Annotated in this window: 19 protein-coding genes; 4 read left to right on the plus strand and 15 right to left on the minus strand. The window is 43.5% G+C overall.

From position 1 onward, the window contains the following. Positions 1–2: 2 nt before the first annotated feature. The 5 genes from yhaM to MHZ95_RS19860 all read right to left on the minus strand — a co-directional run bounded on the left by yhaM (position 3) and on the right by MHZ95_RS19860 (position 6,700). Positions 3–941 (minus strand): 3'-5' exoribonuclease YhaM, encoded by a 939-nt coding sequence (gene yhaM / locus MHZ95_RS19840; protein ID WP_239392541.1) that lies wholly within the window; start codon positions 939–941, stop codon positions 3–5. Beyond that, positions 938–3,835, minus strand: a complete 2,898-nt coding sequence (locus tag MHZ95_RS19845) for an ATP-binding protein (protein ID WP_239392542.1) — start codon at positions 3,833–3,835, stop codon at positions 938–940. The genes yhaM and MHZ95_RS19845 overlap by 4 nt, the downstream gene beginning before the upstream one ends. 9 nt (positions 3,836–3,844) lie before the next feature. Then, on the minus strand, positions 3,845–5,065 hold the full coding sequence (locus MHZ95_RS19850) for a metallophosphoesterase family protein (protein WP_239392543.1): 1,221 nt from the start codon (positions 5,063–5,065) through the stop codon (positions 3,845–3,847). Between the two features lie 186 nt (positions 5,066–5,251). After that, complete coding sequence (locus tag MHZ95_RS19855) at positions 5,252–5,707, minus strand: hypothetical protein (protein ID WP_239392544.1); 456 nt, start codon at positions 5,705–5,707, stop codon at positions 5,252–5,254. 402 nt (positions 5,708–6,109) lie between these two features. After that, positions 6,110–6,700 carry a hypothetical protein gene (locus tag MHZ95_RS19860; protein ID WP_239392545.1) on the minus strand — a complete coding sequence of 197 codons (591 nt, stop codon included), beginning with the start codon at positions 6,698–6,700 and terminating at the stop codon, positions 6,110–6,112. Positions 6,701–6,921: 221 nt separating this feature from the next. Here MHZ95_RS19860 and MHZ95_RS19865 point away from each other — a divergent pair, with 221 nt between their 5' ends. Then, entirely contained in the window at positions 6,922–7,161 is a 240-nt protein-coding gene (locus MHZ95_RS19865) for a hypothetical protein (RefSeq protein ID WP_239392546.1), read from the plus strand. A 51-nt stretch (positions 7,162–7,212) separates the two neighbouring features. On the opposite strand, the gene MHZ95_RS19870 is transcribed toward MHZ95_RS19865, so the two are convergent. From MHZ95_RS19870 to MHZ95_RS19890, 5 genes are all read right to left on the minus strand, one after another. Then, positions 7,213–7,845, minus strand: coding sequence for an FMN-dependent NADH-azoreductase (locus tag MHZ95_RS19870; RefSeq protein ID WP_239392547.1), 633 nt, complete (start codon positions 7,843–7,845; stop codon positions 7,213–7,215). A gap of 152 nt (positions 7,846–7,997) precedes the next feature. Continuing rightward, on the minus strand, positions 7,998–9,266 hold the full coding sequence (locus tag MHZ95_RS19875) for an ABC transporter permease (protein ID WP_239392548.1): 1,269 nt from the start codon (positions 9,264–9,266) through the stop codon (positions 7,998–8,000). Further along, positions 9,259–10,158: an ABC transporter ATP-binding protein gene (locus MHZ95_RS19880; RefSeq protein ID WP_239392549.1), complete on the minus strand. Its 900-nt coding sequence runs from the start codon at positions 10,156–10,158 to the stop codon at positions 9,259–9,261. Before MHZ95_RS19880 ends, MHZ95_RS19875 begins: the two co-directional genes overlap by 8 nt. 67 nt (positions 10,159–10,225) lie before the next feature. Then, the gene (locus MHZ95_RS19885) at positions 10,226–10,537 is read right to left on the minus strand and encodes a DUF2178 domain-containing protein (protein ID WP_239392550.1); all 312 of its coding nucleotides are present in this window, start codon (positions 10,535–10,537) and stop codon (positions 10,226–10,228) included. Between the two features lie 2 nt (positions 10,538–10,539). Next, complete coding sequence (locus MHZ95_RS19890) at positions 10,540–10,737, minus strand: helix-turn-helix transcriptional regulator (protein ID WP_304649543.1); 198 nt, start codon at positions 10,735–10,737, stop codon at positions 10,540–10,542. Positions 10,738–10,960: 223 nt separating this feature from the next. On the opposite strand from MHZ95_RS19890, the gene MHZ95_RS19895 reads away from it, so the two are divergent. Both MHZ95_RS19895 and mgsA read left to right on the plus strand, forming a co-directional pair. Then, a complete protein-coding gene (locus MHZ95_RS19895) occupies positions 10,961–11,146 on the plus strand; it encodes a YhzD family protein (protein ID WP_239392552.1) in 186 nt (61 codons plus the stop codon). A 124-nt stretch (positions 11,147–11,270) separates the two neighbouring features. Beyond that, complete coding sequence (gene mgsA / locus MHZ95_RS19900) at positions 11,271–11,705, plus strand: methylglyoxal synthase (protein WP_239392553.1); 435 nt, start codon at positions 11,271–11,273, stop codon at positions 11,703–11,705. Positions 11,706–11,813: 108 nt separating this feature from the next. On the opposite strand, the gene MHZ95_RS19905 is transcribed toward mgsA, so the two are convergent. The 5 genes from MHZ95_RS19905 to MHZ95_RS19925 all read right to left on the minus strand — a co-directional run bounded on the left by MHZ95_RS19905 (position 11,814) and on the right by MHZ95_RS19925 (position 16,475). Beyond that, a complete protein-coding gene (locus tag MHZ95_RS19905; RefSeq protein ID WP_239392554.1) occupies positions 11,814–12,218 on the minus strand; it encodes a hypothetical protein in 405 nt (134 codons plus the stop codon). Positions 12,219–12,374: 156 nt separating this feature from the next. Beyond that, positions 12,375–13,883: a coproporphyrinogen III oxidase gene (locus MHZ95_RS19910; RefSeq protein ID WP_239392555.1), complete on the minus strand. Its 1,509-nt coding sequence runs from the start codon at positions 13,881–13,883 to the stop codon at positions 12,375–12,377. 615 nt (positions 13,884–14,498) lie between these two features. Beyond that, the gene (locus tag MHZ95_RS19915) at positions 14,499–14,846 is read right to left on the minus strand and encodes a YlbF/YmcA family competence regulator (protein ID WP_239392556.1); all 348 of its coding nucleotides are present in this window, start codon (positions 14,844–14,846) and stop codon (positions 14,499–14,501) included. 14 nt (positions 14,847–14,860) lie between these two features. Next, positions 14,861–16,018, minus strand: a complete 1,158-nt coding sequence (locus tag MHZ95_RS19920) for a DUF445 domain-containing protein (protein ID WP_370643125.1) — start codon at positions 16,016–16,018, stop codon at positions 14,861–14,863. Between the two features lie 67 nt (positions 16,019–16,085). Beyond that, the gene (locus MHZ95_RS19925) at positions 16,086–16,475 is read right to left on the minus strand and encodes a ferritin family protein (RefSeq protein WP_239392558.1); all 390 of its coding nucleotides are present in this window, start codon (positions 16,473–16,475) and stop codon (positions 16,086–16,088) included. Between the two features lie 72 nt (positions 16,476–16,547). Between MHZ95_RS19925 and MHZ95_RS19930 the strand changes: the two genes are divergently transcribed. Then, on the plus strand, positions 16,548–16,751 hold the full coding sequence (locus MHZ95_RS19930; protein WP_239392559.1) for a YheE family protein: 204 nt from the start codon (positions 16,548–16,550) through the stop codon (positions 16,749–16,751). The last annotated feature ends 13 nt before the right edge of the window (positions 16,752–16,764 follow it).

Below are 16,764 nucleotides of genomic sequence, written 5' to 3' on the forward strand. Positions count from 1 at the left end.
ACTTATTCAAATGTCGGTTTGTAAAATGAGCGGTTGTCGAGTGGGAAGATCCGTTCTGTGAACTCGCCAGGTGCGGTTTTGCCGAGAGCCCGATCCAACATATTCATCTTCGCGTCGATATTGTCGATGTAATGAAGGATTTCAGCTTCTTTCACCATCGGACGTTTCGGGCTTCCCCATTCCTCTTTCCCGTGGTGGGATAAAACCATATGTTTTAGCAACATAACTTCTTCGCCCGTAATTTCAAGTTCGTCTGCGGCTTTTGAAATTTCATTCACCATGATGGTGATATGACCGAGCAAATTGCCTTCCACCGTGTATTGTGTGCCGATCGGACCGGACAGTTCCACCACTTTTCCAATGTCATGCAAGATGATTCCCGCATATAACAGATCCTTGTTCAAAGATGGGTACAGTTCCGCCAACGCTTTGCCCAATTTCAACATCGAGACGACATGATCGATTAATCCGGACACATAATCATGATGGTTTTTTGTGGCGGCTGGATACGTCATGAAAGCCGTCTGATGTTTTTTCAAAAGATGACGGGTAATGCGCTGAATATGCGGATTTTGCATTTCAAAGAAATATTGCATTAATTCCTCGTATAAGACTTCCTTACTTTTCGCGGAAGATGGGACCAAATCTGCAATGGTCACCCCTTCATCCGCCTTGATCGGCCGTATACTTTTGATGCGAAGCTGGTTTTTCCCGCGGTAGTCATGGACTTCTCCACCCACTTTTACAATGGTAGCCGCTGCATAGGTCTTTTCATGCTCGTCTTTCGTATCCCATAGTTTCGCTTCAATATCCCCGCTCTTATCTTGCAAAATAAGTGTCATAAACGGGCTGCCTTGCGTCGTCACGCCTTTGGTCGATTGTTTGATCAGTAGATAAAGATCGACCGGCTCGCCCACTTTATGGTCTGCAATTCTTTTCATACTACGTTAGCCCCCTGTCTGCTTCCGAGTTCGGAAACTTGAAGTATTGTTGCTTGCTGCCACTTCTCTGTCATCTCTTCATGGCAGGTGAAGTACATGAACTGATGCTTGCTTTGATATCGTTCCAGTAATTCAATCATACGCGAAAGTCGCGCTCCGTCAAAGTGGACAAATGGGTCATCCATCAAAATCGGGAACGGCGCTGAGTTGTGAACGGATGCCGCAAGCGCCAATCGCAATGAAATATAGGCTTGTTCTTTCGTCGCTTGGCTTAACTCCATAATGGGGTAACGCACCCCATTTGTCGAGTGCACTTCGAAACGTCCTTGTTCCGTCACGATGAGTGATGTGTAGCGGCCACCCGTCAACTCATTGAACAGTTTTTCAGCCTCCGCCAGCACTGCCGGCAACTTTTTCTCTTTCAACTCACGCATGGTTTGTCTGATCGCTTCATTCAATGCCTTGCGTTCAGCCCATTTTTTAGCAAGTCCCGCTAGTTCTGTTTTTTTCATCTCAAACAGTTGCAACTTGCTGGCATAGGATTCGTCCGACAGTAATTGTTCGGTTCTGCTGACGAGCGTCGCCTTCTCTTGAATTAGCGTATGCTGTTCCGCATCGATTGACGTGAGCGTTTCTCCAATCGCCTCCACTTGCATTTGCAAGGAGGCATCCGTCACGCCGACCGGCAATTCAAGGGGAAGATGTGCAGCCAACTGGGCTTCCAGATCCCGTAGTTGATCGTTCAATCGTACGCTTTCCTGGTACTCGGCGTGAGCGCTATAAAAGGCCTCTTCTGTCTCTGCGCCAACCTCTTTGAATAATGTCTGCATTTTATCCGTCAAGCCCGCTACAAGCCCTGTCAACTCGTTCAGCGACGCTTTCTTGTTGGTAATGGTACGGTTGATTGTCCTGACAGCTTCCACTTGCTCTTTCAGGTCGATGAATTCCCTTCGCAATAGCTCATACAATGCCTCTTCCGGAATTGACTTGTGCAAGACGTTTTCGACGTCTTTCACCCGCCCTGCCATATTTTTTCTCATCGTTGCCAATTGCTCAATAGCGGTCTTCCGATCCCTTTCGACGCCTTGCACTTCCCGGATCATCCGGAATAATTCAGGGATGATGCCGGTCGATGGCAATTCTTTAAATCCATATTGTCGAAGAAACGCCGACAATTCGCTTTCGATTTGTTGGCGGTCGAAATAGGCATGATCCCGTTCCGCTTCCAATCGGTGTTGCTTCCGTTCCAACGCGAGCAATCCCTGTTGTAAAACTTCCATTTCTCGATCATAATGTGCCACTCGTTCAGCCAGTTCCTCCATTTGTTCTTCATGGCCATCGTACGCAGCAATGATCTTCTCCATCTCCCGTAGCTTCGTTTCATCTGCCGATGGTCGCCCATTTTTTTGTCGCATGAAGAAAGCCATGCCAGCAAACAAGACGGCCGCGACTACAAATAGCCACTCTTTCAAAACGAAACCGAGCGTGCCGAACAAGATACCAAGCAATACCCCTATCAACAAAAATGTACGGGAAGATGTCTCCTGCCTCCCAGTTCCGATGGCTACATATGCTTTCGCTTCCGCCAATTGTTGGCGACGTGCCGGCCACTGCCGCGTACGTTGCACCTCTTCCTGGGAAGGAGCAGATCGCTCAAGTACAAGACATCCTTGTTCCTGATCCGCTTTTTCGTTTTCCAGTTGTACAAGTTGCCGGTTCACATAGCCGAGTTGCGCATCGCTTCCCGCGAGTCGATTCATCAGCTCATACAATTGTTCTTCTTTCTGTAGGGAGACATCTGCCTGCAACAGGACATTTTCTTCATCCTCCTGCATGCCAAGCCCTTCTGATAACCGCCTTTTCAAATCCGTCTGCTTGCGCACATCCTCTTCTGCCGAAATGGCTGCCGTTTGCCATCGATGCCACTCCGACTCTTTCGCTAATAACAGATCGATTTCCGTAAGCCGATCATCCACTGGCTGTTCAGGCAGGTCCGCAAGCAATCTCGACAACTCTTCTTCTGTTCGATGTAGCGCTGTTTCCGCCTCGATTTTCCTTCCCACAAGTGTCTCGTATCTGCGGATGCCGTCTGTCGGAAAGGTGTCTACGGAAATTTCCGTTAGGCGTGACTTGATAGCGTGGCGCTTTTCATGTAGAGGTAGAAGCTGACGCATCAGCTGGAATTGCTGCGCTTGTTGTTCCATCTCTTTTTGCTGTTCCCGCAATTGGTGAAGCCGTTCATCGATTTGACGGATTCGCTTTACAGCAGGTGCATAGTCAGCGATTTTTTCCTGCTCCTTTTTCAATCCCAGTTCCAATTCACGAAGTTCTGCCATTTTGACGTTCATCTGCGGATTTTTACCGGACTTTTTGAAGAGGTCACCGAGTTCTTTCTCCAGCTTTTTTTCCAATTGTAATAGTGTATCGACACCGGTCGTTCCGGAAGCGAGCAAGGTGCGGCTCAGCTCTTCCTCATCCATTTTTTCAAACCCTTGTAGTTGCAAGAGGGAAAATGAAAAGATTGATTCGAAGGAGGCACGGTCATACTGGCGTAGTAAACGTTTCAAATCCGCCTCGCCGCCCTGCTTTCCATCTTCGAAATGAACGATCACATCTCCCGCCGACTTACCACGCACCCGTTCGACGATACATTTTCCGAATTCCTCATCGTGGAGATGCACTTGTCCGCCATACTTGCCACCAGATTTCGGTTCATAGCGCAGCAATGCGCTATTTTTCTGCGGGAATCCGAAGAGGATATGGAGGATGAACTGCTGGATCGTCGTCTTTCCCGCTTCGTTCTGTCCATACAATACATTGATACTCGGTCCTATATCGATGGTGACATTTTCGTGCTTCCCAAATCCGTAAATGACCAATTTTTCAATTCTCACGATGCCACCTCATTCCGTTTTCGCCATTTCTGCCGCCAATAATGCAGCGGCTCCCGCTTGGATGTCTGTAAGATCATCATCCGTCAAAACATCCAAATACTTTACGCCCCGCGTATGCTGATACACATCTTTCACGACGTCTTTCCAATCATCAGCTGTCCAACTATCCATCAGACCTAACACCGATCTTGGAAGCGTGCCAGCTAATACGGAAGGGGCTGTCTCTTCGGAAAAAAGGATGCGCTGTATCCAGATGAATGGTTCGCTATCACTACTCGCATCTCTTAGGACATCCAACCATTCTTCCTCCGGCGATTGACTAAACAACTCAGCTGCCTCCTGATCGACATCGACCATCGTCAGTTCTACAATGCCCGCACCGTTCCGTGAGCGGAAGGTTTCCAGTTCTTCCATACAAGCGGCGAGCCATTCATTGGCATGGCTGATCCCTTTACAAGAGACGTCCACCTTGTCAAACAGGATGGTCGATGTCGAGATGAACTGAAATGTGGCGCCCGTTTTCGATAATTCCACATCGTAAAACCCTTTTTCTCCCCGTTCGTTGCGATGCCGTCCTTGGATATTTCCCGGATAGACGATCGGCGGTTCTTCGTGGATATGCTGACGCAGATGGATATGCCCCAGCGCCCAATAGTCATACTGCTTGGCCAACAATTCACTTTTGGTGAAAGGTGCATAGACCGCATGCGTGTCATCTCCTGCTAAACTGCCATGCAACATGCCGATATGGTATGCATCCAGATTGTGCGCTGGCGGATAACCGTCAATCATCTTTTCGCGGATATGCCGTTCTTTATAACTGAAACCATAAATGGAAACCGGCTGTCCCCCCACTTGGAATTGTACCGTTTCCACCTCATCTTTAAAGACGTGGACATTCGCAGGCAGCTCAAAACGCGTCCATGTTCCGCTAAGATGATCGTGATTCCCATGCGAAATGAAGACCGGAATGTCCGCCGAATCCAATCGATCCATCCCTTCCTTAAACTTCATCTGCGCCCGCAAGCTCCGATTCTCTCCATCGTAAATATCCCCCACGATCAAAACGAAATCCGGCTTCGCCTCAAGCGCATAATCAATCAGATTAGCGAACGCGGCAAACGTACTCTCACGCAAACGATTAAGCTGTTCAACGGGCATTCCCGACATCCCTTTAAAAGGACTATCCAAATGCAAATCTGCCGTGTGAATGAATTTGATCGTCGACATAGAACCTCCCCCTTCATCAACGAATATTTGTTCTAATTTTACCATAAGCAGGGGGTTCTACGAAATAATCCTATACAAAAAAAAGAATGCGATTCGTATGATGGATTCGCGTTCTTTCTTTTTGTTAAAGCCTAAGACTGTCCAAACTGAAAATCACATCAGCTTTAGGAGCGGAATTGTTTTCCTTCAAACATCCATAAAAGATAGTACATGTTCTTTCACTCTTTCCCGCTCTTCCTCTGTCATATTAATCGAATTATGATATTCTACATCTCCATCAGGAATTAGAATCGTTGAAGGTTCATTAATTTCCTCCTTACGTTTTTCACCACCCCCGGCTTGCGTAATATGAGATTTTTTAAAATTGGAATGTATGATTTCTGTTCTTATATAATTCCATTCTGTATCATAAAAGTCATTGATAGATTTAACATCAGTTTTTATATGATTTTTACTTTCTTCTATACTGGTAATTGCATTTACTTTCTGATAGCCGGTTCTCACAAAAAAACCCTCATCGTTTTCCTCCAATACTTCAGTTACAAATGCTTCGATATGCTGAACTTTTTCCACATTAACGCATGCGCTTAACAGTAAAATGCACAATATCAATGAACTCGTTTTGAAGAAATTATCTTTCAAAATTACCCTCCTCTACCAAAATATTTTATTACAGTATATTTTAACTTGATTCAGCAGAAGTCCCCCAGTTCCATAAGTGGCGGGATGAATGCCAGAATGTATTTTAATCAGAGGGAGTCCAAACTCCCTGCTGATTCAAGTTAAGCCTCCGGCGGATGTCACAGATTTTGAAAGGAGTTAATTGAGCTTTGCTCAATTCAAAATCTGGACGCAATTACGCCGAGGCGTAATTGATTTTCCATTTAACAAATTAGTCCAATTCTGGCGTAGCTATATTAAATTATCGCGTTCATTGTTGAATACGTATAAAAAAATTGCTTCTTTTTTCAAAAATAAATAACGGATATCTCCTGTTAGTAAAACTTATATATGTCCAACTCAACCGGTTTTAAAATCCTTCAACTAATCCTCCCAATAAAAAATAGCATCCATAATTAAGTACTCTTTTGGTTCACGGTAAATTGTTGGGATCTTCGCTTTAAAAGGCAGAGGTTGATTCATTTGCTCCGCTGGTAATCGTTCATAACCAAATTCTTTTATAGCTTGCTGTAATTGATATTCAATTGGGTGGTTTTTTTCACTTAAAGCCAACAGTTTTGAATGGCCTGGTAAAGAACAATATCCACCTTTTACAACTTCATTTGTTTCAATTCGAATTGTTTTACATCTATTATCTTCGCCCATGATAGCAACAGGTGCTAAACGACTAACATCAATGATCACCCCTTCTGTCTTTATCTCTTGGTGACCGTACTTTTCTTCAATAACTTTGGCATCTTCTTTTCGGTAACAGAAAAACTCGACAAAAGATGCATATCCGCTTCCAAAATGATTCCACTCTGCTTCACATACTAAATTAGGAATACGGTTTATTCGATAAAACAATCGTTGGATATGTGCTTCAATTTCTTGTTCGTTATTTGCTACATAGGGGAACCTATTCCCTACGATTCTCCCCCTAATCAAGTCTTGTAACTGTTCATTGGAAAACATAAATAAAACAACCTTTCGCTATGACACGATTTACGATAAAAAGAAAATTTTATCCCTCAAAAATGGCTAGTTTGTGGAAGACGGATCTTGTTGAAAATCAGTCGAAATTGTACAACAAGTATAACATTTCCTCCAAACTATCGTCTTTCATAGACAGGTTATTTTAACAAGTCGAGGGAAATTGAATGTGATAATATTATAAGTAATGGGAGGTTAAACCAATGGGTAAAACTGTTACTTTTTCCTTTAGTAGTTCAAATTATGATGGTACAGAAGCGACAGAGTCCTTCTCTTTGGAACAATTAGGTATTGACGAAGATATGAATGATGATAAAGCATTGGAAATAGCAATGGAAAAATTTTTTGAAGCTTGGGTGTGGGATAAACTTAATATTTCTTGCAGTATAGTGATAGAAGAGGAAAACGCATGTAGTACAGTTGATTTTCAGGAAGAAAAATAAAAGAACGCAATCCCTCATTAGGATTGCGTTCTTTTATTTTTGATATTCAAGTTAAGCCGTTACTGCAGATAATCCTTTTGCTACAGCTTTTACTTTTTCCAAACCTTCAGCGATGATTGCTTCAGCTTGGTCAGGAGCTGCTGCGTGGCCTTCGATGATAACTTCGTTGATCAGTTGCATACCATATACGCCACCTACAACGTTTTTAATGTAGTTTGCAGACATTTCCATCGGTGCCGCTTCTGGTGTTGAATAAATGCCGCCACGTGCATTGAGGACAACGAATTTTTTATCAGTCATCAGTTGGACCATTTGCCCGTTTTCATCGTATTTGAATGTGTAACCAGCTTGGTACGTATAATCGATGAATGTTTGTAATTTAGCTGGAATTGTCAAGTTCCAGAGTGGGAATGCAAATACGACAACGTCAGCCGCTGTTAGCGCATCCATCGCTTTTTGTTTTGCAGCAAGAAGACGTTGTTCGATATCCGTCATTTCTTCGCCTGATTGCACTTTACCAAATGCGTTGAATAATTCCTGACCGAAGTAAGGCATATCCTCTTCAAACACATCGTATGTTGTGACATTTACACCTTCAACATTTTCCATGAAAGTTTCATACATTTTACTAGAAACAGCTTCTGAAGCTGGACGGTTATTCGCTTTTACTACTAATACGTTCATTTCGTAGATCTCCTCTTTTTCCATATAATTTTTATCTTGAATTCATACTATATGAGTTTCAGCTAAACGTCAACTGGTTCGCTTATAATTATATTTGTTGTTTTATTCAAATAAGTCAATATTTCAATTTGGAGTTCCTTACTATCCAAGGATCATTCTTTTCCTAATTGAATCGCTTTTTTAATGTCTTTTAATGAACGAGAAGGGCCGTACATCAGAACGCCTCCACGATAAACACGAGCACCAAACCATCCAAGGACGAATATTGTCACAAGCATAATGACGATGGAGAGCACCGGCTCCCAGAACGGCAAATCGAGCATCCCGACGCGTAGAAACATGACGAGCGGCGTGAAGAACGGGAAGAATGATGCATATTGAAGATAAGCCATTTCCGGATTGCTTAATCCTGTGACCGCAATGATAAATGCAGCAACAATGAGCAATGACATCGGCAGGATCATTTGCTGGACATCTTCCGTCCGGCTTACGAGCGAACCGAGAAGCGCCGCCAGCGTGGCATAAAGAAAATAGCCAAGCAAAAAGAACAGGATAGCGTAAACGATCGTGCCGACATTCAGATTGGAAAAGCCGAAGACGGAGAAGAATCCATCTGCCGATTCCGCAGATGAAGTCGACTTCAAAGCGATGTAGCCCGCCCCTCCCAAAAGCACCATTTGAACGAGCCCAAGAGATCCGATCCCTAAAACTTTGGCGAACATATGTTTAACCGGGGAAACGCTGGAAATGAGAATTTCCATCACACGTGATGATTTTTCCGTCGCCACTTCGGTTGCAATCATACTCGAATAGATGATCACCGCAAAATAGATTAGGAACATCAGTACATAGACGAGCCCTCGCGCCTGGCTAAGCTCTTCTTCCGTTTTCGAGGATGGGGAAACGGATTGTTGTTCAAATGTAATCGGTGCGAACAATGTTTCCACTTGTTCAGCTGACAAAGATAGTTGGTCTGCCTGCATTTCCGTTTGAATGGATTGCAGGGCATCCTGCAACATCATCGGCAGCGTAAATTCCATTGCACTCATTGTCGTATATTTCGCATGGATTGTGTTCGTATCATCCAGCGAAAGCGTCAGGAAAGAATCAATTTCCCCTTCTTTGACTTGCTCCGTCAACTTTTGTTCCGATTGATCGGATGATTCCACAGTCGTGCCGGATTCATTGGCCTCGAATTGCGTTTTCAGTCTTTCAATTAGAGCGCCGCTTTCATCACGAACAAACAGCACAGTTTCCGACGCATCATCACCACCCGTCATGTCTTGTACGCTGTCGATAATTTTTCCCATATTCGCGAACAAGAAAATCGCCACCATCATCAATGCCGTTGTAATGATAAAGGATTTTGTTTTCGCTTTTGTCATAAAGGCCTGCTTGAAGATAATCATGAATTCACGCATGTTCCTTTCCCACCTTTTCAATGAATATGTCTTGCAATGAAGGCTCTTCGATTTCAAAGTGACGGATCGGACCGGATTTTAATGCAACTGTCAGCAACTCATGGGCAACCTGTTCCGCTTCAATTTGGTAAACAGCTCCTTCGACCGTTTGATGGATGGAAGCAACACCTTGAATAGATGCCAGTTGCGTCAAATCATGGTCAGAATGGATACGGACATACTGTTTGCTCGACGACCGTTTGACATCACGCAATGAACCTTGCACAACCTGCTTACCTTTATGGACAATGCTCAATTGCTCACAAAGCTCCTCAACATGATCCATCCGATGACTGGAGAAAATGATCGTTGCCCCTTCATTGCGGAAATCCAAAATTGCCGATTTCAACATTTCCACATTCACCGGGTCAAGTCCGGAAAACGGCTCGTCAAGAATGAGCAGTTGCGGCTTATGCAGAAGGGACGCAATCACTTGGATTTTTTGCTGATTCCCTTTTGATAATTCCTCGACTCTTTTATGAATGTAATGCGGCACTTCAAAACGCTCCAGCCAATGTTTGAGCTCTTTTTTCGCGTCCGCTTTGTTCATCCCCCGCAGTTGGGCGAGGAAAATGAGCTGGTCTTCCACTTTCATCTTCGGATACAGTCCACGCTCCTCCGGCAAATAGCCGATTTTAGAGCTGGTCGCATACGAAATCCTTTTCCCTTTCCATGAAATATGCCCCTCGTTGGCATTCAAAAGACCGAGTATCATACGAAACGTCGTCGTTTTTCCCGCTCCGTTCGCGCCAAGAAAGCCGTACATCGTGCCTTCCCCGACGGACAGTGACAAATCATCGACAGCAGTAAAATCACCGAACCGCTTCGTTACATTTTCAAGTAGTAAAGTCATTATGTGACTCCTTTCGTCTATCAACTTGTTAACTATACGTAGCGAGCGCCTAGAAGTTTCAAGAAAGCTAGTTTTTACTACTAGCGATTGCCGCTCCTATCGCGTACGACAACATATGCACCACCCAAATCCCTGAGAGGATGAAAAAAGCAAGTCGGGGTCCTTCCATTAAAATGACAATTGTCCATGCAATTAAAAGGGCAGCTGTCGTCACTCCCCACGAAATCGATCTTGCATGCTGATGAATTCGCGTGTATCGCTCGTCGAACCGGCGCACTTTCTTCCCTTTCCTCCAACTGATGAAGAGGATAATCGAAGCAATGGCAAGACCAAGTGGCAATCCGGCTAAAAATATCCAAATATCAAATCCTTCGTACATACTTACTCCTCCTCCGGTATAAAAATATCTTCAATGCAGCATTTGAAAAGCTTCGCAAGTTTGAAAGCCAAAACAAGTGATGGATTATATCTCCCTTTTTCAAGTGAGATGATCGTCTGCCTCGATACTTCCAACAATTCCGAAAGATCATCTTGCGTCAATCCCATCTCCGTTCGCTTTTCCTTAATCAAGTTTTTCAGTCTCATGCTCCCCCTTTCTTCTAACAACACAAGGTATCAGGAGACCAGACACCACTAATAGTAAAGTTTGCTTTACGTAAAGGTTACTTTACCATATGTGCGATGTCAAGCAAACTTGACAAAAAACAATTTGATTAACGATACGCTCGAATTTTGACAGGCGCTGGCACCGTGATTTTTTTTGTAGTAGAATAAATCAAAGGGAATGGGAAGGGTGAATATTATGAAAACTTACAAATTGACAGCATACGAACCAACAGGAAAACTGATCGTAGAAGAAACGTTCACAGCAGAAACAGATGATGCAGCAAAAGAAAAAGGACATGCCTTGCTCGTAGAAAAGAATCTTCTTGAGCGCACGCATCGCCTCGCATCGCCAGCTGGTAAATTATTGTTGTTCCATTCATAAGAAATTTGCAGGTCGCCAGTTATCCAACTATTGAATAACTGGCGCCACAAAGGTAAGATTCCCATCGTGATCACCCTTATTTATAAATACTAGCTGCTCAGTATTGTGTTAAACTTATGTATAGATGGACTGTGAAATAGAAGGGGTGTTCAATTTGAAAATCGCATTAATTGCCCATGATCAGAAGAAAAACGAGATGGTGAATTTCACGATCGCTTATGAAAAAATTTTCTCCCAACAGACGCTATACGCAACGGGCACAACCGGATCAAGAATCATGGAGGAAACAAACCTTTCCATCGAACGACTCATGTCAGGTCCTTTAGGCGGTGACCAACAAATCGGTGCAATGATTGCAACAGGTAAATTGGATTTGGTCATTTTTTTCCGTGACCCACTAACAGCTCAACCACATGAACCTGATGTCAGTGCATTATTGCGCTTGTGCGATGTTTACGGCATCCCGCTCGCCACCAATATTGCAACAGCGGAACTTTTAATCCGTGCCGTCGAAAAAGGCTATTTCACATGGCGCGACATGGTCGATAAATATAAATAAGAAACGTTGGTAGCGGAATTCTCAACGCCCATCAATCACACAAAAAATACGCGTCACTCGTCCAATCTCAAATTGAACAAGTGACGCGTTTTCAAATTCCAACCCCATTCAAAGCTGGAAGCGTTGATTTAAATTATTAATTTCCATATCATGTTTGCCTACTTTTTGATTCAAATAATCAATATCAATCTTAACACCTTTGATTTCTTCGGCTACAACTTGAAACGTTTGGTGGTGCTGTTCCATTCGGGATTCCAGATGCTTAAAGTGGCTTCTATTTTCAATTTGGCTATTACGTACTTCTTCTGTCAAACTCCTAATATCGTTTTCAACTTTGTCGAAACGATTGTCCATTTTTTCAAATCGTGTTTCGATTTGTTCGAAACGTTCGTCCATTTGATCAAATCGTTTTTCGATTTGCTGAAATCGCTGATCCATCTGTTCCATAAACTGTTTGAATAATACTTCCACTTCCCCACCCCACTCTCCGAATAATGCAATACATACTCTCATCACGCTATATTTTATACCCTAATGTTCATTGGACTCATCTACTGATTACTTGTCCTTTTATTATACAAGATGAAACCAATGTTGACAAAAAAGCAACGGGCACATCCCAATCAGATTAGCACCCGGTACCTTCGTCAGTCCCTTTTTATCCGTTCTTTACTTGTTCACAGTTTTCGGGAAAACCGTATCCAAATGCGCAAGTTTTTTCTCAATGGAATCTTCGTACGTCAAAATGTAAGCAGCTGGATCTTTCGGATTGTAATATTGCGTGATCTTCCCAGTTTCAGGTTCGATGAACTTACTCGATGCCCCGCATCCGATACCGATAATGGTCTGCACTTCTTCCATAATGACGATATTGTAAATGCTCTCTTCACCCGGTTTTGCATACCCGACGTTTTCCAAATTGCCCAAAATATTTTTCTGACGATACAAATAATATGGCTCATAACCATTTGCGGCATTCCACTGCTCTCCAAGCTTCATCATTTGCTCGACTGTACCGCGGTCCGCCACTTTGTATTTATCCTTATTACGTGTCATTTCGGACGCACGTTTAAACGACAAAGTATGAACTGTCAACGATTCCGGTTGCATTTTTTCCGTTTCATCGAGCGAATGTTGGAATTCCTCAATGCCTTCATTCGGCAAGCCGATAATCAGATCCATATTGATATTTTTCATGCCCATATTGCGCGAAAGCCAAAATTTATCAATCGTTTCCTGCACTGTATGATGGCGTCCGATCGCTTTTAACGTTTCATCCGTATAGGTTTGTGGATTGACGCTGATCCGATCGATGCCCCATTTCTTCAACACATCGATTTTGGCAGGCGTAATGGTATCGGGACGTCCGGCTTCTACGGTCACTTCCCGGACTTTTTCCATGTTCGGGAATGAAGCATACATCGTTTCGTATAATGCATCCATTTCTTCCGCTTCGATGGACGTCGGCGTTCCGCCACCAAAATAAATCGTCGTAATCGTCATATCGCGTTCCTTCAGCCATTTCCCCATCTCGCGGATTTCTTCATGCAAACCATCAAGGAATGACTCCACACGCCCGTTTTTCCGATGAATTGCATATGCCGGAAACGTGCAATACGCACATTTCGTCGGGCAGAACGGAATGCCGATATAAATGCTCACTTCTTTTTTCAAATCATATAAATCCGGTATCGCGCGCAATTGCACATCTGCGATTTTAGCAAGCAGTTCGCTTTTCTCACTCGAAATTCGATGGCGCTCTATCAATAAACGTTGCGCTTCTTCACTCGTATATCCTTGTTGACGATACTTATGGTATAACTTCGTCGGGCGGATCCCTGTCAATATCCCCCATGATTGTTGCATTTCCATCGCTTGTTCCAATACCTCGAGGAAGATATGGGAATATACCCGTTTCAACTGGCGGTTGATCATTTTCGCATCGCCCGTTTCTTCCTGCTCCGTAAACGTCGCGGCATACTCTTTCCCATTCCAAGTAAGGAATGCCTCGCCAATCAACAATCCTTCCGCATCTTTTTTTAATGAAAAATCAACGGTGATTGCATCTTCTTCTGTATGTGTACAAATCTCGGACTGCTCAAAAAACAAATTCGCAAGATGCGTGAACATCCGGATCCAATCTTGTTCAAATTGTTCTTTTAATATAATTTTTTGCATCGTGATACCCAACTTTCTATTTATGAATCCCATGATTGCTACGACATTTGAATATAAAATTCATTGTACCAAACTTACGCTAAACATGATTAATAAAAGTTGGTGGAAATGGATTTTGGAAAATAATTTTTAAGGGAAAATTGGTGAGTGGGAGTTTTGAGCGTGAGAGGAAGACTTTGTGCGCGGAGGGAGAAACTTTGAGCTCTTGATGGCCGCTTTGAGCGCCTGCGAAAGACTTTGATCACTCAATGACTGCTTTGAGCGCTGGCGAGGAACTTTGAGCTCTCAACGACTGCTTTGAGCGCTGGCGATGGACTTTGAGCTCTCAATGACTGCTTTGAGCGCTGGCGATGGACTTTGAGCTCTCAATGACTGCTTTGAGCGCTGGCGATGGACTTTGAGCTCATGATGCACTGCTTTGAGCGCTGGCGAAAGACTTTGAGCTCTCAATTACTGTTTTGAGCGCTGGCGAGGAACTTTGAGCTCACGATGCACTGCTTTGAGCGCGAGTGAAGAACTTTGAGCCCACGAAGTCCCCCTATAAGCGCTAAAGAAAACATGAAAAACCCCTTATTCAGCAGTTATTTTACTGAATAAGGGGCTATTTTATTCAAGTTAAATGCTTTCGTATAAATCTTGTACGGGTTTCATGAGAACGCGGTTCACTTCTTCAATGACTCCGCTCAACTTCATTTCCGCTTCGAGCATTTGCATAATTTTCGGGTTTTGTTGGGCAAGTTGTGCTGTTTTTTGAGCGTACTCCAGCTCTTCAGCGACTAACTCTTCACCTCTCGCCTGTTTTTCTTGCAAGGTAAGCTGGATCTTACGGAAGTTCTTGAACAATGTGAGTGATTCGCTATCCGCTTTCACTGCAGCTACTGCTTGTTCCACCTCCGCGAATTCCGCCGTTTTCCGGAATGTTGCTTCCAATCTGTTCAAATCATCATAAATATTCACTGTCATCAGTCGTTTTCCCCCTAGGATAAATTTGTTACATAGACGATCAAGCCTTGAACAATTCCGATGAGACCGCCGAGAAATGCCCCCAGTACGGTAATCATTTTAAACTCACGTCTTGAAATGCCAAGCATCAGATCTTCCAATACCGAAACTGGAAATGCATCCACTTGCTCCTTAACCATATCATCTAATTTCAATTTTCCAAGTGATTGTTCCATTTGTTTTTCAGCTTGTTCAAATGCAAATTGAACCAATTGCGGTGTGATGTGAACAGCTGTCCACTCCGCTCCATCCGGCCAATAATCCCGAATTGTTTTGTTCAATCTGCTTTCCAAGTCCATTTCTTTCTCGGCATACGCCCGGATCGAATTGAATAGCCCATCCCAGTCAAAGCCGTTTAATAATTCACCAACAGGGCGTTGTTGAAGTTTCTCCCATTCCTTTTGAATGATGGCGTTCAGTAAATCATACGTGCCGGGTGCTCCTACAAATTTCAAAGCTTCCTTTTGTACTTTGCCGACGAGCGATTCCGATTCTCCAAACAACATGTTCACCATACTGCCCAATGTCCCTTTGGATGCTAGAAATTCATCAATCATTTTTCGAAACATCGCTTTTCCTTCATCAGATGCAAAATAGGCTTCCGACTTCCCAAGGATATATGTTGTAATAGATGGAAGTCGCCTTTCCGCTTCACTGCGCCATTTTTCCGGTAGCACCTCTTCCACCGATCCCGACGTCAGTTTCATGCGTACAGCGCTCAGCTGAGCATCAAGCAATTCCAATACTTTCTGCTCTGCCTTCCCGGCAACATTTGAGGCACCTGCAGTCTTCAGCCAATCGTTCAACGTTTTCTCTGAATGTAAAATCTGTTCTTCCAACTTTTTCTGGATGAACTGTTCCGCTTTCTTTTCCATCGAGGGAGTTAATAATTTCTTACGGAACGTTTCTGGTGTCAATAAATAGTTCGTCACCGTTTTACCAAGCTGTACAGCCAATTCATCTCTACGTCTCGGAATCAATCCCGGCGTAAAGGGTAAACGCCATTTTCCAATATATTTCGCTTCATGCGGCCTGAACAACATTTTGATCGCAAGATGATTGGTCAATCCCCCGATCAGCGCGCCGATGAAAGCCATGAATAACAAAGTCCATATAAAATCCAATCGCTTCACCTTTTTTCCCTATTCGTTTCGCCCCATTATAGCAGAACGAAACTGAACGGAAAAATGGGAAGACTTTTCAAAGCCCATTGAACATCGTCGACATTCGAATCGCATGCTCCATTTCATCATGCATGGCGATGAACAGTGGATTATAAGCCTCTTGAAACGGAATCGTCAACAGCATTTCCTTATACATTTCAACAGACTCTAACTCATCCACCAATGCCCGTTGCACACACTCTTTCAAATTATAGCAAGGCAACGGCTTCTTCGGGTTTTGTACAAATGTCCCCGTCATCATATAATAGAGTTGTTGGAACATTTCGTAATGACTTTTCTCGTCTTCATACATATGGCTGAGAAAATCTTTCCAAAGCGGATTATCCGTTAATTCGTACATCGATTTATAAAAATAATAATCTCTGTACTCATCTTCGATAGCCTGCTTTAATTTATTTGCAAACAAGATAGCACCCTTTCGCACTCTTTTCCCAATTTTATGCGGACGGGTCTCATCTTATGAAAGGAGCAAGGATCTATGCTGCAACATTTTAGCTACAAACCGATGTATGCCCATACACAATTGCCTGGTTGGACTTTTTCTTTTTTCTTTCGCAACGCCAGATATACCGGTGAATACTTGCCAGATGGGACCATTGTTTGGACCGGTGCCGAACCGCCAGAAGAAGAAAATGTAAAAAAAATGGTCCACGAACTAATGACGTTCCACGTTTATGAATGAGTGAATGCAATTT

This window comes from Sporosarcina sp. ACRSM (genome assembly GCF_022346545.1).
GTDB lineage: Bacteria > Bacillota > Bacilli > Bacillales_A > Planococcaceae > Sporosarcina.